Here is a 15,044-nt window from a genome sequence, read left to right on the forward strand (position 1 = left end):
AGGGCCGCCTCCGCCGAGCCGGTCATGGCAGAGGGACCGGCCGCGGACTCCGTAGGATCCCGTGCGGAGTCGGAATCGGGGCACGACGAGGAGTACGTCATGGACGAAGCACTGTACGTACGGTTCCAGGGGACCGAGCGGCACGAGCGGGGGCACTATCCCGGAGTCTTCATCCTCGCCAACGAACTGGCCGCGCAGGGCCGGCTGACCGAGGAGCAGTACCGGTTCTGGAGGTCGAACAACGACTGGTACGACGCCAACTACCCCAACCCCAGTCACGTCGATGCCCGCGTGTACGACCCCGAGGTGAACCCCGGAGCCGTCGCCTGGTTCAAGTCGTCGGCCGTCGAGCTCGTGGGCCGGGTGGACGGGTACCTGGAGCTGCTCGCCGCGCACGGAGTGGACTGCCGGCGCCTGGAGACCACGAACCCCGGGCGCGTCGTCTACGAGGACGCGTACCAGGTCGTGGTCATGCCCGAAGCCGGACCGTCGAGGTGACATCGGCCCCGGGAACACGCAGGAGCCGCGCCCGTACGGGCGTCGCCGGTCCCGCGGTGCCACACTGAAGGCATGACGCGGTCGGATCGGCAGCTCGCCCGGCGGTTGGAGACGGCCACCAGGCACCTGCTGGAGCGCCGCGCCGAGACGGCCTCGATCTGTCCGTCCGACGTGGCACGCGAGGTCTACGACGGCGATGACGACGGTTGGCGGGATCTGATGGAGCCGGCCCGCCGGGCGGCCTGGCGTCTGGTGGCGGCCGGCGAGGTCGAGGTGACCCAGGGCGGCCGGCCTGTGACGGAGAACGAGGCACGGGGGCCTCTGCGCATCCGCCGCGCACGTCACTCGGACTGAAGCCGGTGGTGCCGGTTCACCCGTCCCACCGCCGTGGGCCGCACTGCCGCACCCGGCTCCGGCTCCAGCTCCAGCTCCAGCTCGGGCTCCGGCTCCGGCTCCGGCTCCGGCTCCGGCTCCGGCTCCGGCTCACGGTGCGCCCCTCAGGCGAGGTCCGCCTCGATGGCCAGGCGGACCGCGTCCGGGCGGTCTCGGAGGCCGGCCTTGGCGAAGAGGTTGTTGATGTGGGTCTTGACCGTGGCCTCGCTGATGAACAGCTTCTCGGCGATGCCGCGGTTCGGCAGGCCGAGGCCGATCAGCGCGAGCACCTCTCGTTCCCTCGGAGTGAGATCGTCCGGCAGGTCCCGTTTCGTCGGCGCGGGGGCCTTGGCCCGTGCCGTGGCGAGCAGGCGGTCCTGGACCTCGCGGTCCAGGACGGACTGACCGGCCGCGGCGGCCCGGATCGCCCGCGTGATGTCGCGGCGTCCGGCGTTCTTCGTCAGGTATCCGCGGGCTCCCGCGCTGAGTGCGCCCAGGATGGAGTCGTCGTCGGCGAAGGTGGTGAGCACGACCACCGCGACCTCCGGGTGCTGCTCGGCCAGGAGCCGCGTGGCCTCGATCCCGTCCATCACAGGCATCCTCAGGTCCATCAGCACCACGTCCACCGGCCCGGCCTCGACCGCCTTGAGGACCTCGTGGCCGTTCGACGCCGCTGCCACGACGTCGATGTCCCCGGCCAGCGCGAGTACCGCCGCGAGCGGCTCGCGCACGGCCGCCTGGTCGTCGGCCACGACCACCCTCAACCGCTGCCGATCCGTATCGTCACTCATGCCGGGATCACTGCCTCCACTTGCCAGCCGTCGCGCTGCGGTCCCTCGGTGATCGGGCCCGTCGTGAGCGTTCCGTTCAGGAGCGCGACCCGTTCGCGCATGCCGATCAGGCCCATTCCGCTGCCTACGCCCGCGCTCGCCTCGCGGGTCGCCGGCCCGTTGCGGACACGCATCGCGATCGTCTCCGCGGTGTACGTCAGCTCGGCCCGGACCTCGCCGCCGGGAGCGTGCCGGGCCGCGTTGGTGAGGGCCTCCTGCGCGATCCGGAGGAGGTCCTGGGTCACCCGGGCAGGCACGTCGCGCACCGTACCGTTCACGGTGAGGGCCTCATGGTGGCCCGAGGACTCCAGCATCGCGGCCAAGGTCTCCCGCAGGGGCAGGGCGTCCTCGCGCAGCGCGTGCACGGTCCACTGCGCCTGCCGCAGGCTGTCCTTGACCAGTCCGTGCGCCTTGTCGTGCGCCTCACGGACCTTGTCCAGGTCGCCGGTTTCCATCAGCGCGTCCGCCAGTTCCAGCTGCATGTTGATCCCCGCGAGCGAGTGCGCCAGCACGTCGTGCACGTCCCTGGCGATCCGGCTGCGTTCGCTGAGGACGGCCGTACGGGCCTCGGCCCGGGCCGCGCGCTCGGCCGCCTCCGCCGCCTCGATGGCCGCCCGTACCGCCTGACGCTGTGTGCGGTTGAGGATGCCCATCACGACCGGCAGACCCGTCAGCAGCCCGAACACCCACGGCAGGGCTTCGTACCCCGGCCCGAGGCGGAAGAACAGGACCGCGCCGCACAGCAGACTGCACAGCCCTGCGAGCACGAGGGCCGGCCGGGTCTCCAGCCGGTAGCCGATGTGACCGGAGAGGAAGAACGCGAAGAGGTAGCCCGTACCGCTGCTGCTGACCCCGATCAGGGCGGCTGCCGCGACGACGCCGACGGTGAGCCAGACCAGGACCAGACGCGGGGGGACCCTGTGCTCGGGGAGGCGCCTGGCCAGCAGAGCGGCGGCGTTCACCACGAAGAGTACGGCCACGGCCAGGCCCTGGCCGGTGAACCCCATGGGACGGATCGTCACCGCGCCCACGACGACCACCGCGAGGCTCGCCACCCACTGCACCCGGGGGTCCTGTCCGGGCACGCGACGCGCACCCGCCCCCGGGCCGGGGTCCGACCTGGGAGGCGGGGCGTTGTGATCTGCGGGCACGAACCGAACATACTGCACGTTCAGGCCGCTCGATCGAGAACGGCGACGGGGCGGAGCGCCTTGTGGGTCCTGCTGCGCACGTAGATGGTGGCCACGCGGGTCACCACCTCGGTGAGCGCCATCAGGACGAAGGCCGCCACCCATGCCTGCTGCCCGGTGATGTGGTGCGTGAGGCTGAAGCGGGCGACGTCGTCGGCCCCGCCGGCGTGCTCGACCCACACCTGGAAGCCCATCCTGGCCCCCATGCCCACGACCCACAGGATCGCCGACACGGCACCGGCCTTGATCAGGAGCTGTCCGTCGAGGGCCCGGATGCGGGTGTAGACACCGCCGGCGATGCCGAGGACGGCACCGATCGCCATCAGCGCGGCGATGAGAACGAGGTCGTTGCCTCCGGTGGGGATGGTGTCCAGGTAGGAGTACGCCACGAAGGCCACGATGGCCAGCGGGAGCAGGAACGTCCTACGGTCCAGACGGCCCTCCCGCAGCTGCCGGAAGACGACCAGGATGAGTGCTGCGTCGGTGATCCACTCGGTTGCTGTCATGCCCTCCAGACTGCTGCGCCGCAGCTCGCAGCACCTGCACCCAGGGGTGGAACCCTGGGTGGAACCAGGGTGGAGAGGTCCCGACGGGATCACCGGACATCACGGAGGGTGCATCCTGCCGCGGGTGCGGACGTGGTCCCGGTCGTCTCCGACGTGATCACGGCACGCTGACAACCTTCCGTGACGAGGTGCACGGCCGGTCCTCGGGGCAGGAATGTCCGGGCGCGGCGCCGGCGGGGAACCGAACAGGCCCTCGCGCATGTCGATCACGGAGACGGTCGTACTCCTGTTCACGTCGTGGACGCGTCGCACGTCCCGGTTGGCGTCACGTTCAGTTCGGCGACGGCGGAGAGGCCGAGCGCGGCTGAGCACGAGGAAGGGCAGCACCATGATCTTCTTCTTACCGGTGGTCCTTCTGGCCGCCCTCGCATCCGTCGTCTTCCTCCTGATCCAGTCCGTCAGGATCGCCTTCACGAGGAGCAGACGCTGGCCCGGGTGGTGGCGCGCGCTCGCCGGCTGCGCGCTGGCGAGCGGTGCCGCGGCCGTGGCGTCGTACGCGATGGGGGCGCTGGTCCTGATGTCGACCGTGGTCGTGGCGCAGGACGGCGGCGCGGACTCGGCTCCGTTCCCCTACACCCACCCGTGCCGTGCCAAGCTGCGGGGGGCGGTGGACTACGAGGTCGACTTCCGCAGCCTGCGCACGGTGTGCGTCATGGGCGACGGCGAGCGCAGGGAGGTCGAGGACGTGCCGCAGAGGATTCGGGTCACGGCCGCCGCGTCGGCGGCCGGTACCGCGTTGCTCGGGGGAGTCGCGCTGGCCTCTCGCGAGCTTCTCTCCGCACGGGCCGGACGTGTGCCGGGCACGCCGGGAACGCCGGCTCCCGGGAGTTCGCCCAGCGGACGTCGACGCTCCTGACGGCCCTCGATCGCCGGGATTCCGTACACCAGGCCTCCGTACGGGCGTGATCGGGTCCGCTCGACGCGAGTGCCCCGGGTGCAGGGGGAAGGGACGGAGGAGACATCCTGGCCGCGCGTCAGTCGTCGCTCGTACGATCCCGCCATGACGAATACGGCGTGGCGCGTCGCTCTCGGCGTGGTGGCTTCCAGCGCGTTCTTCTGGGCGGTTGCCGGGGCCGTCGACCTCGGGCTGGAACGGACCCGCAAGGGCTACACCCTCCCGGACGGCGGAGAGTGGTACTCCGTCGGCCTGTTCGGCGGGTTCATGGTCGGCTACTTCTGCGTGGCCTCGCTCACCGATACCACCGCCGAGCGGCACGCCGCGCTGATTCCGGCAGCCGGTGCCTGGTTCGGGGCCCTCTCGTGCCTGCTCCTGGGCCAGCAGACGCGGCACTGGGTCGCTGCCGCCGTCATGACGCTGATCGGCGCCGCCCTGCCGCTCGTCGTACGTCTGCGGGGTCGCTCGCGGCGTGCCGGAACCAGGACCGACCTCGCGCGTTAGCCGTCGCCGGGGCGCGCGACCGCGGTGCCATCGGCCGATGATCCGCCTCCCGGCCTCGCCTCATGATCGCCGTGCGGGGTCGCGCTTGCTCCGCCGGCCCCGCCCCCCTCCCCCGCACTGCCGGCTGCCTGGCCCCCGGCGCCGAGCTCGTCCCCTCCGTCCGGCGCACCGGACCGAGGGAGGATGGCCGGCCTGGCCTCACTCCGTACGAGATGGGGCATTCCTCCACGAGGCGGGGCATGCGTCCGGGATGATGGTCCAGCCATGCCGATCTCCTGCATTTCCGATCAACACCCCTGGGCGCGCCGGACTTTCGTGGGCACCCCCACCGCCTGTTCCTCCGCCCTCGCCGCAGGACCCCACCGCCGGCCCCTGACCTTGACCGCCTTACGCCCCGTCGCCGTCCTGGCCCCGGCCGCCCTCCCGCGCAGCGCCTCTCCCCTTCCCGTCGGCGTCCCTTCCCCGCCCTCCATCCCCGCCGTCTCGACCGCGGACGGCCTCGGACGCGGATGCCGCTCCCTCGCGACCACCTACACGATCTACGCAGCAAGAAGGGCAGAGAAGTGCTGAAGTCGGGATTCAAGCGGCTCCTTGGGCGCACCGGATTCGACATCGTGCGCAGTACCAACAACCGGGGCGGGGTCGACGACTTCCTGCCCTTCGAGGCCACGATGCGGGCCGCCCGTTCGGCGGGCCTGTCCGTCGGGGACTACCTGGACGAGGTCATGAACGGGACTCCGGGGGCCACCCAGTCGACGATCGACGAACTGCGCGACCTCGGGGTCTTCGCCTCCGGACCGCGGACCGTGCTGGAGATCGGCCCCGGCTCCGGCCGGTACCTGGAGAAGACGCTCAAGGAGTGCACGCCGGACCGTTACGAGATCTACGAGACCGCGAAGCCCTGGGCCGACTACCTCGTGGAGACCTTCGACGTGGTCGCCCAGCCCACCGGCGCGGGCGACCTCGCCTCGACGCCCGACGACAGCGTCGACCTCGTTCAGGCGCACAAGGTCTTCAACACGGTCACGTTCCTCGTCGCCGCCCGCTACTTCTTCGAGATGGCGCGCGTCACGCGCCCGGGCGGCCGGATCGTCTTCGACGCCATGACGGAGACCTGCCTCGATCCGGCGACGGTGCGGGACTGGGCGGCCAAGGGCGGCCCGGGACATGACTCCTACCCCGCCGCCCTGCCGCGCCAGGCGTGCGTGGACCTCTTCGGTCACCTCGGCTGCGGCCTGGAGGCGAGCTTCACAGCACCCCTGGGCTTCGCCTCCACGGAGGTCCTCGTCTTCACCAGGGAGTCCTGACCTCGGCGCGACCGCCCTCTGCCGTCCGCCGTCCGCCGTCCGCCAGCTTCCCGCCGGGATCTGGCGGACGGCGGACGTGTACGGGGTCTTGCGCCGCGACCGCGCGGGGCGGTAGACACGGAGCGGCTGAACGGTGGTTCAGTAGCCGGTCGCCTCGGCATCGGGGCGGCCGAGGGGGATCGAGCAGCCGGGACAGGCCCGCGGAGCGGCACGGCTCGGGCTCCCGAGGGTGCGACAGAGCGCGCATATCCGGCCACAACAATCCATACGTTACCGATGGGTTCGAATCACGCGAAGGCGCGCTACGCTCCACGCCATGCCAACCATGCACATGCCAAACAGAGAGGTCCGCCGCGGCGCCGGTCCGCGGTTCGCATCGGGCGCGTCCGGGGCCGCCGGTTCACGGAGGGCGCGGCGGTTCTCCTTCCTGCTGCTCCTCCTCCTGAGCCTCCTCACCGCCCCGACGCTCGCCAGTGCCGCGCCTCCACCCGCACCCGCCCGGGCGCTCTCGGCCGCGGCGCAGTCGAGCGGCGCGGCGGCGGCCCAGGCAGAGGCGCGGTGGGGAGACCGGCGACTCGACGAGGCGACCTTCCTCGCCACGCACAACGCGTTCACCAACTACGAGGACTCACGCTGGAGTTCGGTCGCGCAGTCCGAGTCCATCCGTCACCAGCTCGACAACGGGGTGCGCGGCCTGAGCCTGGACACGCACTGGTACGAGCGCAGCACGTGGCTGTGCGTCATCAGCTTCGGGAGCGACTGCTACCCGAGCGACGTGTATCTCTGCCACGGCGAGTGCAAGACCTTCGCCGGGGTCACCTACGCGCTCCCGCGTCAGTCCTTCCACAGCACCCTGCAGACCGTGGTCGACTTCCTGAACACCCACCCCCAGGAGGTCGTGAGCGTCTTTCTGGAGGACTACGTGTCCGCGCAGCAGCTGGGCAGCTCCCTGAGTCGTGTACGCGGCCTCGACCAGTTGCTGTTCCGGCCCGACGCCTGGAACGTCCGCCAGGAGGGGTGGCCGAAGATGACCGAGCTCATCGGCTCCGGCAAGCGTCTGCTCCTCTTCAGCGACGAGGGCGACCGTGAGCACCTCGGCGTGATGTACGACAAGAACTGGACCGTCAGCAACTACTGGAGCCTGGGCGACCTCGGCAACGACGTCTCCTGCGTCACCCGCTGGTCCGACGTGCCCCTGGACCGCCAGGAGCCCGGATTCCGTCGGCTCTTCACGATGAGCCATCACCGCAACGTGCCCACGGTCATCAACTCGGCGCTCGACAACGGGTCCAAACTCCGCGACCGCATCAACCGGCAGTGCCGCCCGGCCGCAGGCGACCGGGACCCCAACTTCGTCTCGGTCGACTTCCACCGCATCTCGGACACGAGCGGTCACACACCCGCGGGCATCGTCGCGGAGCTCAACGCCCGGAACTGACGCGGCCTCTCCTCGGACGCCGTCGCCGGGCGGCGACAGACCCGGCCGCGAACGCGGGTAGCCTGCTTCGATGATCGTCTCCCTGCTGTGGCACATCGGACACCGGAACGAAGCCGGACCAGATCGGACCACCCTGCACACCGACGGCGAGGACGTCTTCGTCGACGAGCAGGAGGGCGACGACGCCAAGCTGCTCGGCGTCTACTCCTCGCGCGTCAAGGCCGAGGAGCGCATGCGCCGGGCGCGCCTCCTCCCGGGGTTCGCCGACGAGCCGGACTGCTTCGTCGTCGACGACCACGTGCTCGACGAGGACGAATGGCCGGACGGCTTCGAGACCGTCCTGCCGGGCGGTGTCACCCCACCACCGGGACGGCCTCGTTGAGGGTCGGGCGGCGGCGCCGGGCGGGCAGCCCGGAGGGGGCGCTGACCCGGTTTCTCAGAGCTCCCGGAGAACAACGCGTTTGAGCGCGGGAACCCGGGTCAGACGGTGGAGTATCGGAAGTGCGCACCGTGGGGGTGGGCCTTCCGGAGCGGGCCCGCCCCGTGACGCCCATTCCCCCTCGGCGTCACCGGGGCCCGCCCGTAGGCACGACGGGCTGCCGCCGGATCCGTACGGCACCCGGACACCCCGCGCACCCCGCAGGGACACGCGGAGACGTTCGGCGCACCCCCGGCCCCGGCGTTCAGAGCGCCGCCCCCGGGCAACGGACCCGACGGCAGTAGCCCGTCGCCGGACCGCACGTTCACCACGCCCGCCTCTCCGGGCCGCCTTGCCCGGCGCACTCGCCCGAAGGTCGGCTCAGGCGCCGTCGGCCGGGTCCGTCCGACCGTCGGTCCCGGGCCGCCCGAGCCCTGGTCCCGGGCCCCCCGGGTCAGGCCTCCGGCCGGTCCGGCAGGGGCAGGCATTCGGCGAGCAGGCCGGTCACGTCGCGCCAGGCGCGCTCGGCGTGCCGTGCGTGATAGGCGACGCCGGGGACCGCGGGGTGGTCGACCGTCGGGTGGTGGAAGGCGTGCAGGGCCCCGCCGTAGACCGCGAGGCGCCAGTCGACGCCCGCGGCCTGCATCTCGGCGCTGAAGGCGTTCCACTGGGCGGGCGACATGATCGGGTCCTCCGAGCCGACCCCGGCCCACACCGGGCATCGGATGCGGGACGCCTCTCCCGGGCGGCCGGTGGTCAGGGCGTTGACCGTTCCGATCGCGCGCAGGTCTGCGCCGTCGCGGCCCAGTTCCAGCCCGATCGCGCCTCCGGTGCCGTATCCGATGGCGGCGATCCGGTCGGGGTCTGTGCGCGGTTCGGCGCGCAGCACGGCGAGGGCCGCGTGGCCGATGCCGCGCATCCGGTCGTGGTCGGCGAGCAGGGGCATGCAACGCGCCAGCATCTCCTCGGGGTCGCTGAGGTAGCGCCCGCCGTGGATGTCGAAGGCGAGCGCCACGTAGCCCAGTTCGGCGAGGGCGTCGGCCCGGCGGCGTTCGACGTCGCTGAGCCCGGTGCCCTCCGGTCCGACCAGCACCGCGGGCCGGCGGTCGGTACCGGCCGGGAGTGCGAGGTGCCCGACCATGGTCAGACCGTCGGCCGGGTACTCGACCGTTCGCGTCGTAATCGTCGTCATGGGGTGCGACTGTAGTAACAGCCAAGCCCGGTGCGGCGGTTGTTCCGCCACTGGCGGAACGAGACGGGTGGTGCGGCCGAGAGGGCCGACTACGCTGAGCTACCCGCTCGCGCGGTCACGAAGTACCGTATGTGCAAGCTTTCGGCAAGCCAGACGGAATCGGGGGGCACGATGGGAAATGGGGTCCGGGCGCTTCAGCGCGAACAGACGCGGCACACCCTCTTGAGCGAGAGCCGACGGCTCTTCTCGACTCACGGGTACGCCGCGGTGAACCTGTCGGAGGTCGTCCAGGCGGCCGGTGTGACCAAGGGGGCGCTCTACCACCACTTCGAGAGCAAGACCGCGCTCTTCCGTGCCGTGCTGGAGGAGGTCCAGGAGGAGGTGGCCGCGTACGTCGCGGCGACGGCGGACGCCCAGGAGGACTCCTGGAGCCAACTCGCCTCGGGCTGCCAGGCGTTCCTGGAGGCCACCACGAACCCCTCGGTCCAGCGCGTCATGCTGGTGGACGGGCCGGCGGTGCTCGGGTGGCCGAGCTGGCGGGCGATGACGGCGGCCACCTCGGGCCGGCACCTGGCCGACGCCCTCGAGATGCTGATCGCCGAGGGCGTCATCCCGGCACAGCCCGCGGCGCCGCTGACGCATCTGCTCTCCGGGGCGATGAACGAGGCCGCGCTGTGGCTGGCCTCGTCGGAGGACTCCGCGGACCTGGAGGCCACCCGGCACGCTCTGACGCGTCTTCTGGAGGCGCTGCGGACGAAGTGACGTCCGCCCGGCCCGCGGTCAGGCCGTCTGGAGGTCGATCCTGACCCCGTTGGGGTCGAGGAGGGAACCGCGCCTCAGGTCGTCGGCCGGTACGGCTCCGTCGGCGGCGAGTCGTTCCCACACCTCGGGGCGGTCCTCCACGTCCAGGGTGATCCGGACCGCACGCATCGGCGTGCGGAACGCCTCGGGCAGCGCGGGGTGGGTGTGGTCGAGGAGGGCGAGCGTCGGGTGGCGCTCGCCCGACCGGACCAGCTCGGTGTACCACGGCGTCGTGTAGGCGACGGTGAGCCCGAAGAGTCTTCCGTAGAAGCTGCGGGTCTGGTCCATACGCGAGGTGCAGATCACCGGACAGAGGCTGGTTATCATCGAGACGGCTCCGCTCACATACCAACGGTAGGTCAAATGACGCTAAGGGCGTACCTCTGGTATGTCAACGCGCCCTCGGGAAGGGCAACGAGCGGACCGCGCCCAGGACACGCCCCCGGCGTGACGCCGGGACGCGAGGGTCGTTGAGGAAACGAACGCACGTCTCTCGCGATCGGAACGGTGCCACCATGACCTCCTCGACCCTGACCAGCTTCTATCCGGTGATCTGCACCGAAGTGCTCGACGAGTCGGTGGACTTCTACCGCACGCACTTCGGCTTCGAGACGACCTACGCGAGTGACTGGTACGTCAGCCTGCGCCGGCCCGAACCGCCGTTCCACGAACTGGGTCTGGTCTCGGCCGACCATCCCACCGTTCCCGAGGGCCACCGCCGTCCGGCCGGCGGCCTCCTCCTCAACTTCGAGGTGACGGACGTGGACGCCGAGTACGAGCGCCTGGTGCGGCGTGCGGGGCTCCGGGTGGCCCTGGAACTGCGGAGCGAGGCCTTCGGGCAGCGCCACTTCATCGTGGCCGCCCCGGACGGCGTCCTCGTGGACGTCATCACGCCCATCCCTCCCACGGCCGAGTACGCCGACGCCTACACGGACGGCGCCGACACGGCGGCATGACGGGTTCGGCCCGCGTCCACCGGGGGACGCGGGCCGAACCGGGGCCTCCTCGCGGGGGCGTGACGTGCCGCTACTTCTCCGCGCCGACGACCGGCGCAGCCTCGACCGCGCCCTCGGCGTCCTCGGCGTTCTCGGGCTGCCCGCCCGTGGCGGGCAGCTTCACGACGATGGCGACCAGCACGGCGGAGGCCACCGCGACCGCGGCGCCGATGCCGCCGATGACGTTCAGACCGTCGGTGAACGCCTCGCGCGCGGAGGCCAGCAGCCCGGAGGCCGCATCCGCGGACAGACCCTGGGCGGCGTCGACGGCCCCGGCCAGCGTGTCACCAGCGTAGTCCGGCGCCCCCTCCGGCACCTTGACGCCCGCGTGGTACAGGGCGGCGCCGAGGCTGCCGAGGATCGCGACGCCCAGCGCCATGCCGAGTTCGGTGCTGGTCTCCGAGAGCGCGGCCGCCCCGCCCGCCCGCTCCGGCGGAGCAGCTCCGACCACGATGTCCGTGCCCAGCGCGATCAGCGGTCCGCCACCGGCGTACACGAAGGCGAAACCGGTCACGACCTGGGCGATGCCCGAGGTGCTGTCGGCCATGCTCAGCATCAGGTGCCCGCCCGCCGAGACGAGCAGGCCGGCCGCCACCACGTACGCGGGACGGAAGCGGCTCGCCGCCATCGGGGAGACCACCGCGGTGACGATCAGCGCGAACGCCGCCGGCAGCAGGTACAGACCCGCCTTCATGGGGCTCAGCCCGCCGACGAGCTGCAGGAACTGGGTCACCATCAGGTACGTGCCGCCCGCCACCAGCATGCTGAGCAGCAGCGTCACCAGCGCGGTCCGGAAGGTGGCGGTCCGGAAGAGCGCCAGGTCCATCAGCGGGTTCTCCAGGGTCCGCTGACGGCGGACGAAGAGCACGCCGACGACCAGACCGACGACGAGCGCGGCGACGGGCACCGCGCCGAACCCGTCGTTGGCGATCTCCTTGAGGCCGTAGATCACCGGCAGGATGGCGGCGAGCGACAGGGCCACGCTCGTCAGGTCGAGGCTCCCGGCCTCCTCGTCACGGTACTCCGGCAGCAGCATCGGACCGGCCACCAGGAGCAGCGCCATGATCGGCACGCCGAGCAGGAAGACCGAACCCCACCAGAAGTACTCCAGCATGGCGCCGCCCACCACCGGGCCGAGCGCGATGCCCACGGAGAACATCGTGACCCAGACCGCGATGGCCACACCGCGCTGCCGTGCGTCCTGGAACATGTTGATGATCAGGGCCAGGGTGGAGGGCATCAGCGTGGCTCCGGCGAGGCCCATGGCGGCGCGGGCCACGATCAGGGACACCGGGCCGTCGGCGTAGACCGCCGCCAGCGAGGCGAGGCCGAACGCGGCCGCGCCGATCAGCAGCAGCTTGCGGCGGCCGATGCGGTCTCCCAGGGTCCCCATGGTCACCAGGAAGCCGGCGATCAGGAAGCCGTAGATGTCGATGTTCCACAGCATCTGGGAGGCGGAGGGGTCCAGGGCCGCGCTGATGTGGGGCACGGCGAGGTGCAGCACGCTCACGTCGATGGAGAGCAGCAGGGTCGGCAGTGCCAGGACTGCCAGGCCCAGCCACTCACGTGGCGTTGCCTGAGCGGGGGTGTCGACGTCGGTGGTCAACGGTGTTCCTTTCGGGGACGTACTCATCGCTGCCCGGCGCGGACACCGGGCAGAGGCATAGGGGGCGCCGCCTCGGGCGGCGCGCTGGAGGAGGGCAGCAGGAGCGCCGTGACGGCGGCCGCGTGGGCAGGGGTGTAGAGGTAGAAGTGGCCTCCGGAGAAGGTGCGGTACTCGAAGCCGCCGGAGGTCTCCAGCGACCACAGGTGCATCCGGTCGCCGATCACCACCGGGTCGTCGACGGCGCCGAGCGCGAGGATCGGGACGGCGACCCCGGACCGGGGACGCCGGTAGGTCTCCATGGCCTCCAGGTCGGCGCGGATCGCCCGGAGCGACGGACCGACCAGGTCGGCGCGGTCCCTCACCCCCGGGGACATCCCCCCGATGTCCGTCAGGTGCTCCAGCAGCTCCGCGTCGGTCCTGAGGTGGGCGAAGGGCGGCTCGCTGGGGAAGCACGGCGGCTGCCGCGCCGACACCGCCAGACGTGCCGGGGGCAGGCCCTTGGCCTCCATCGCCCGGGTGAGCTCGAAGCCGAGCACGCTGCCGAAGCTGTGTCCGACGACCGCGTACGGCAGGGGTTCCAGCTCGGCCAGTTCCCGGGCCAGGGCCTCGACCATCGGCTCCACCCGGTTCACGGGCGGCTCGCCGATCCGGGCGCCCCGGCCGGGCAGCTGGGCCACCACGCACTCGACGTCCTCCGGCAGCACCTGCCACCACGAGCGGAAGGCGGACGGCCACCCGCCGGCGTGCGGGAGCGCCACCACCCGGAACCGCGGGCGGGCCCGGGGCACGTGCCCCGGGCCGCTCGCGGCGGTACGGCGGGCCCCACTGCCCACCTTCATCCACCAGCCGCTCATCCCGGCCCCGCATCCCCGGACACGGGGTGTCCGGCCGTCACGGGCTGCCGGGCCGGCGCGCGGCCGGCCAGGAGCGGGTGGCGCTTCTCCAGGTGCAGGATCACCCGCTCCTGGTGGCGCTGGAGCCGCTGCCCCGGAAGGTGCTCCAGGGAGTGCAGGAACGGGTCCTCGGGCGCCGGCAGCCCGGCGATCCCGGTGGCCGTGCCGAGCACCAGCATCGGCTGGTACCACGCCGAGTAGCCGCCCTCGTGGGCGAACACGACCCGGCCGCCGGTCAGTTCGTCGGCGAGCCGGACCATGGCCGAGGCCATGGCGTGGAAGGTGCGGCTGGTGCACATCATCCGGCCCATCGGGTCGTGGCCGCCCGCGTCCACGCCCGCCGCCACCAGGATCAGGTCCGGGGCGAAGGCGCGGGCCGCGGGCTCCACGATCCGCTCCATGACGGCGAGGTAGGCGCCGTGGCCGGACCCGGCGGGCAGCGGCACGTTGAGCGTGCCGCCCGTGCCCTCCCCGGCGCCGGTCTCCATGACGAGACCGGACGCGGCGGGGAACAGTCCGTCCTGGTGGACGGAGACGTACAGGACGTCGGGGTCCTCGTAGAAGGTGCGCTGGATGCCGTTGCCGTGGTGCACGTCCCAGTCGAGGATCAGCACCCGGCGTGCCCCGCGCCGCTGGGCCGCGCGGGCCGCGACCGCCAGGTTGTTGTAGAGGCACAGCGCCATCGCCCGGTCGGGTTCGGCGTGGTGCCCGGGCGGCCGGACCAGGCAGTAGGCGCGGTCGAACCTGCCGTCCAGGACGCCCGTCGCGGCCTGCACGCAGGCCCCGGCGGCGAGCCTGGCCGCCCGAGCGCTGTGGTAGTTGACGTGGGCGTACACGCCGGCGTCGCCGGCCCCCGCCGCCGAGGCGGCCTCGATCCGCTCGATGTGGCCGGGACCGTGCACGAGGAGGAGTTCCTCGTCGGTGGCGGGCGCCGGGGTGTGGACGGCGTAATGGTCCATCACCCCGGTCGCCTTGACCAGGCCCTCCGCGCGCCGCAGGTCCGGGTCGACCGCGAACTGCCGCAGCGGTTCGACGCCCGGCCCGACCGGCACGTACCCCGAGCCGGCGCCGGGGTCGTGCCAGAAGCAGATCTCGTGGCTGAACCACGCGAGTCGGGAGCCGCTCACCAGCCGGACACTCCCAGCGAGGCGCGGCTGACGCCGGAAGCCTTCTCTATGTACTGGAGGTAGTACTCGCGCTCCTCGTCGGGGGTGCGCTTGGTGCGCAGCGTCGTCTCCAGCAGACGGAGAATCTCCTCGGCCTCGGCGGGGGTCAGTCCCCTCTCGCCGATCTCCTTCTCCAGCGCGCGGATGCGCGCCGCCGGCTCCGCCACTCCGGACGCGAACGCCGCCGGGTCACTGTCGTGGTTGCGGGTGGAGGCGATGGTCTTCAGAACCGCTCCGAAGAACGCCGTGGTGTCGGTCATGGTCGAATCCCCCTTGCTCGCGGTGCATCGGTCGGTACGTCAACCGGCGCGTCGGCCGTGGTGCGGCCGGCGGTCGGGTGTCGGAGGCCGGAACACGCTGTGGTGCTCCGGGT

General features: G+C 72.0%; 18 protein-coding genes. 9 read left to right on the top strand and 9 right to left on the bottom strand.

Going from position 1 to position 15,044, the window contains the following annotated elements; translation table 11 throughout:
* Nucleotides 1-99 precede the first annotated feature (99 nt).
* Nucleotides 100-498 carry a hypothetical protein gene (locus ACF09E_RS33445; protein ID WP_392209735.1) on the top strand — a complete coding sequence of 133 codons (399 nt, stop codon included), beginning with the start codon at nt 100-102 and terminating at the stop codon, nt 496-498.
* A 72-nt stretch (nt 499-570) separates the two neighbouring features.
* The gene (locus tag ACF09E_RS33450) at nt 571-852 is read left to right on the top strand and encodes a DUF3253 domain-containing protein (protein ID WP_392209737.1); all 282 of its coding nucleotides are present in this window, start codon (nt 571-573) and stop codon (nt 850-852) included.
* A gap of 143 nt (nt 853-995) precedes the next feature.
* Here the strand turns inward: ACF09E_RS33450 and ACF09E_RS33455 are convergent, their stop codons facing one another.
* The 3 genes from ACF09E_RS33455 to ACF09E_RS33465 are packed head-to-tail and all read right to left on the bottom strand — an operon-like array spanning nt 996 to nt 3,396.
* Nucleotides 996-1,661: a response regulator gene (locus ACF09E_RS33455; RefSeq protein WP_392209739.1), complete on the bottom strand. Its 666-nt coding sequence runs from the start codon at nt 1,659-1,661 to the stop codon at nt 996-998.
* Nucleotides 1,658-2,869: a histidine kinase gene (locus tag ACF09E_RS33460; RefSeq protein WP_392209740.1), complete on the bottom strand. Its 1,212-nt coding sequence runs from the start codon at nt 2,867-2,869 to the stop codon at nt 1,658-1,660. The genes ACF09E_RS33455 and ACF09E_RS33460 overlap by 4 nt, the downstream gene beginning before the upstream one ends.
* 2 nt (nt 2,870-2,871) lie before the next feature.
* On the bottom strand, nt 2,872-3,396 hold the full coding sequence (locus tag ACF09E_RS33465) for a hypothetical protein (RefSeq protein ID WP_392209742.1): 525 nt from the start codon (nt 3,394-3,396) through the stop codon (nt 2,872-2,874).
* Between the two features lie 388 nt (nt 3,397-3,784).
* Between ACF09E_RS33465 and ACF09E_RS33470 the strand changes: the two genes are divergently transcribed.
* From ACF09E_RS33470 to ACF09E_RS33490, 5 genes are all read left to right on the top strand, one after another.
* Nucleotides 3,785-4,312 (top strand): hypothetical protein, encoded by a 528-nt coding sequence (locus tag ACF09E_RS33470; RefSeq protein WP_392209744.1) that lies wholly within the window; start codon nt 3,785-3,787, stop codon nt 4,310-4,312.
* A 144-nt stretch (nt 4,313-4,456) separates the two neighbouring features.
* Nucleotides 4,457-4,855, top strand: a complete 399-nt coding sequence (locus ACF09E_RS33475; protein WP_392209746.1) for a hypothetical protein — start codon at nt 4,457-4,459, stop codon at nt 4,853-4,855.
* A gap of 563 nt (nt 4,856-5,418) precedes the next feature.
* On the top strand, nt 5,419-6,162 hold the full coding sequence (locus ACF09E_RS33480; protein WP_392209747.1) for a methyltransferase domain-containing protein: 744 nt from the start codon (nt 5,419-5,421) through the stop codon (nt 6,160-6,162).
* Nucleotides 6,163-6,493: 331 nt separating this feature from the next.
* Nucleotides 6,494-7,600: a PI-PLC domain-containing protein gene (locus ACF09E_RS33485; protein ID WP_392209749.1), complete on the top strand. Its 1,107-nt coding sequence runs from the start codon at nt 6,494-6,496 to the stop codon at nt 7,598-7,600.
* Between the two features lie 70 nt (nt 7,601-7,670).
* On the top strand, nt 7,671-7,982 hold the full coding sequence (locus tag ACF09E_RS33490) for a hypothetical protein (RefSeq protein WP_392209751.1): 312 nt from the start codon (nt 7,671-7,673) through the stop codon (nt 7,980-7,982).
* Between the two features lie 490 nt (nt 7,983-8,472).
* Here ACF09E_RS33490 and ACF09E_RS33495 read toward each other — a convergent pair whose 3' ends face one another.
* On the bottom strand, nt 8,473-9,210 hold the full coding sequence (locus ACF09E_RS33495; RefSeq protein ID WP_392209753.1) for a dienelactone hydrolase family protein: 738 nt from the start codon (nt 9,208-9,210) through the stop codon (nt 8,473-8,475).
* A 171-nt stretch (nt 9,211-9,381) separates the two neighbouring features.
* Here ACF09E_RS33495 and ACF09E_RS33500 point away from each other — a divergent pair, with 171 nt between their 5' ends.
* Nucleotides 9,382-9,972, top strand: a complete 591-nt coding sequence (locus ACF09E_RS33500) for a TetR/AcrR family transcriptional regulator (RefSeq protein WP_361850275.1) — start codon at nt 9,382-9,384, stop codon at nt 9,970-9,972.
* A gap of 18 nt (nt 9,973-9,990) precedes the next feature.
* On the opposite strand, the gene ACF09E_RS33505 is transcribed toward ACF09E_RS33500, so the two are convergent.
* Complete coding sequence (locus ACF09E_RS33505) at nt 9,991-10,338, bottom strand: VOC family protein (RefSeq protein WP_392209755.1); 348 nt, start codon at nt 10,336-10,338, stop codon at nt 9,991-9,993.
* Between the two features lie 188 nt (nt 10,339-10,526).
* Here ACF09E_RS33505 and ACF09E_RS33510 point away from each other — a divergent pair, with 188 nt between their 5' ends.
* Nucleotides 10,527-10,967 (top strand): VOC family protein, encoded by a 441-nt coding sequence (locus tag ACF09E_RS33510; RefSeq protein ID WP_392209757.1) that lies wholly within the window; start codon nt 10,527-10,529, stop codon nt 10,965-10,967.
* Nucleotides 10,968-11,037: 70 nt separating this feature from the next.
* Here ACF09E_RS33510 and ACF09E_RS33515 read toward each other — a convergent pair whose 3' ends face one another.
* Genes ACF09E_RS33515 through ACF09E_RS33530 form a run of 4 tightly spaced genes read right to left on the bottom strand, consistent with a single transcriptional unit; the run spans nt 11,038 to nt 14,931 of the window.
* On the bottom strand, nt 11,038-12,639 hold the full coding sequence (locus ACF09E_RS33515; protein ID WP_392209759.1) for an MFS transporter: 1,602 nt from the start codon (nt 12,637-12,639) through the stop codon (nt 11,038-11,040).
* Nucleotides 12,636-13,451 carry a thioesterase II family protein gene (locus ACF09E_RS33520; RefSeq protein WP_392209761.1) on the bottom strand — a complete coding sequence of 272 codons (816 nt, stop codon included), beginning with the start codon at nt 13,449-13,451 and terminating at the stop codon, nt 12,636-12,638. Before ACF09E_RS33520 ends, ACF09E_RS33515 begins: the two co-directional genes overlap by 4 nt.
* 11 nt (nt 13,452-13,462) lie before the next feature.
* Nucleotides 13,463-14,632, bottom strand: coding sequence for a class II histone deacetylase (locus ACF09E_RS33525; protein WP_392209763.1), 1,170 nt, complete (start codon nt 14,630-14,632; stop codon nt 13,463-13,465).
* Nucleotides 14,629-14,931 (bottom strand): hypothetical protein, encoded by a 303-nt coding sequence (locus ACF09E_RS33530; RefSeq protein WP_341623410.1) that lies wholly within the window; start codon nt 14,929-14,931, stop codon nt 14,629-14,631. Before ACF09E_RS33530 ends, ACF09E_RS33525 begins: the two co-directional genes overlap by 4 nt.
* Nucleotides 14,932-15,044: the final 113 nt, after the last annotated feature.

Origin of the sequence: Streptomyces sp. NPDC014891 (assembly GCF_043081085.1) — a bacterium.
Lineage (GTDB): Bacteria > Actinomycetota > Actinomycetes > Streptomycetales > Streptomycetaceae > Streptomyces.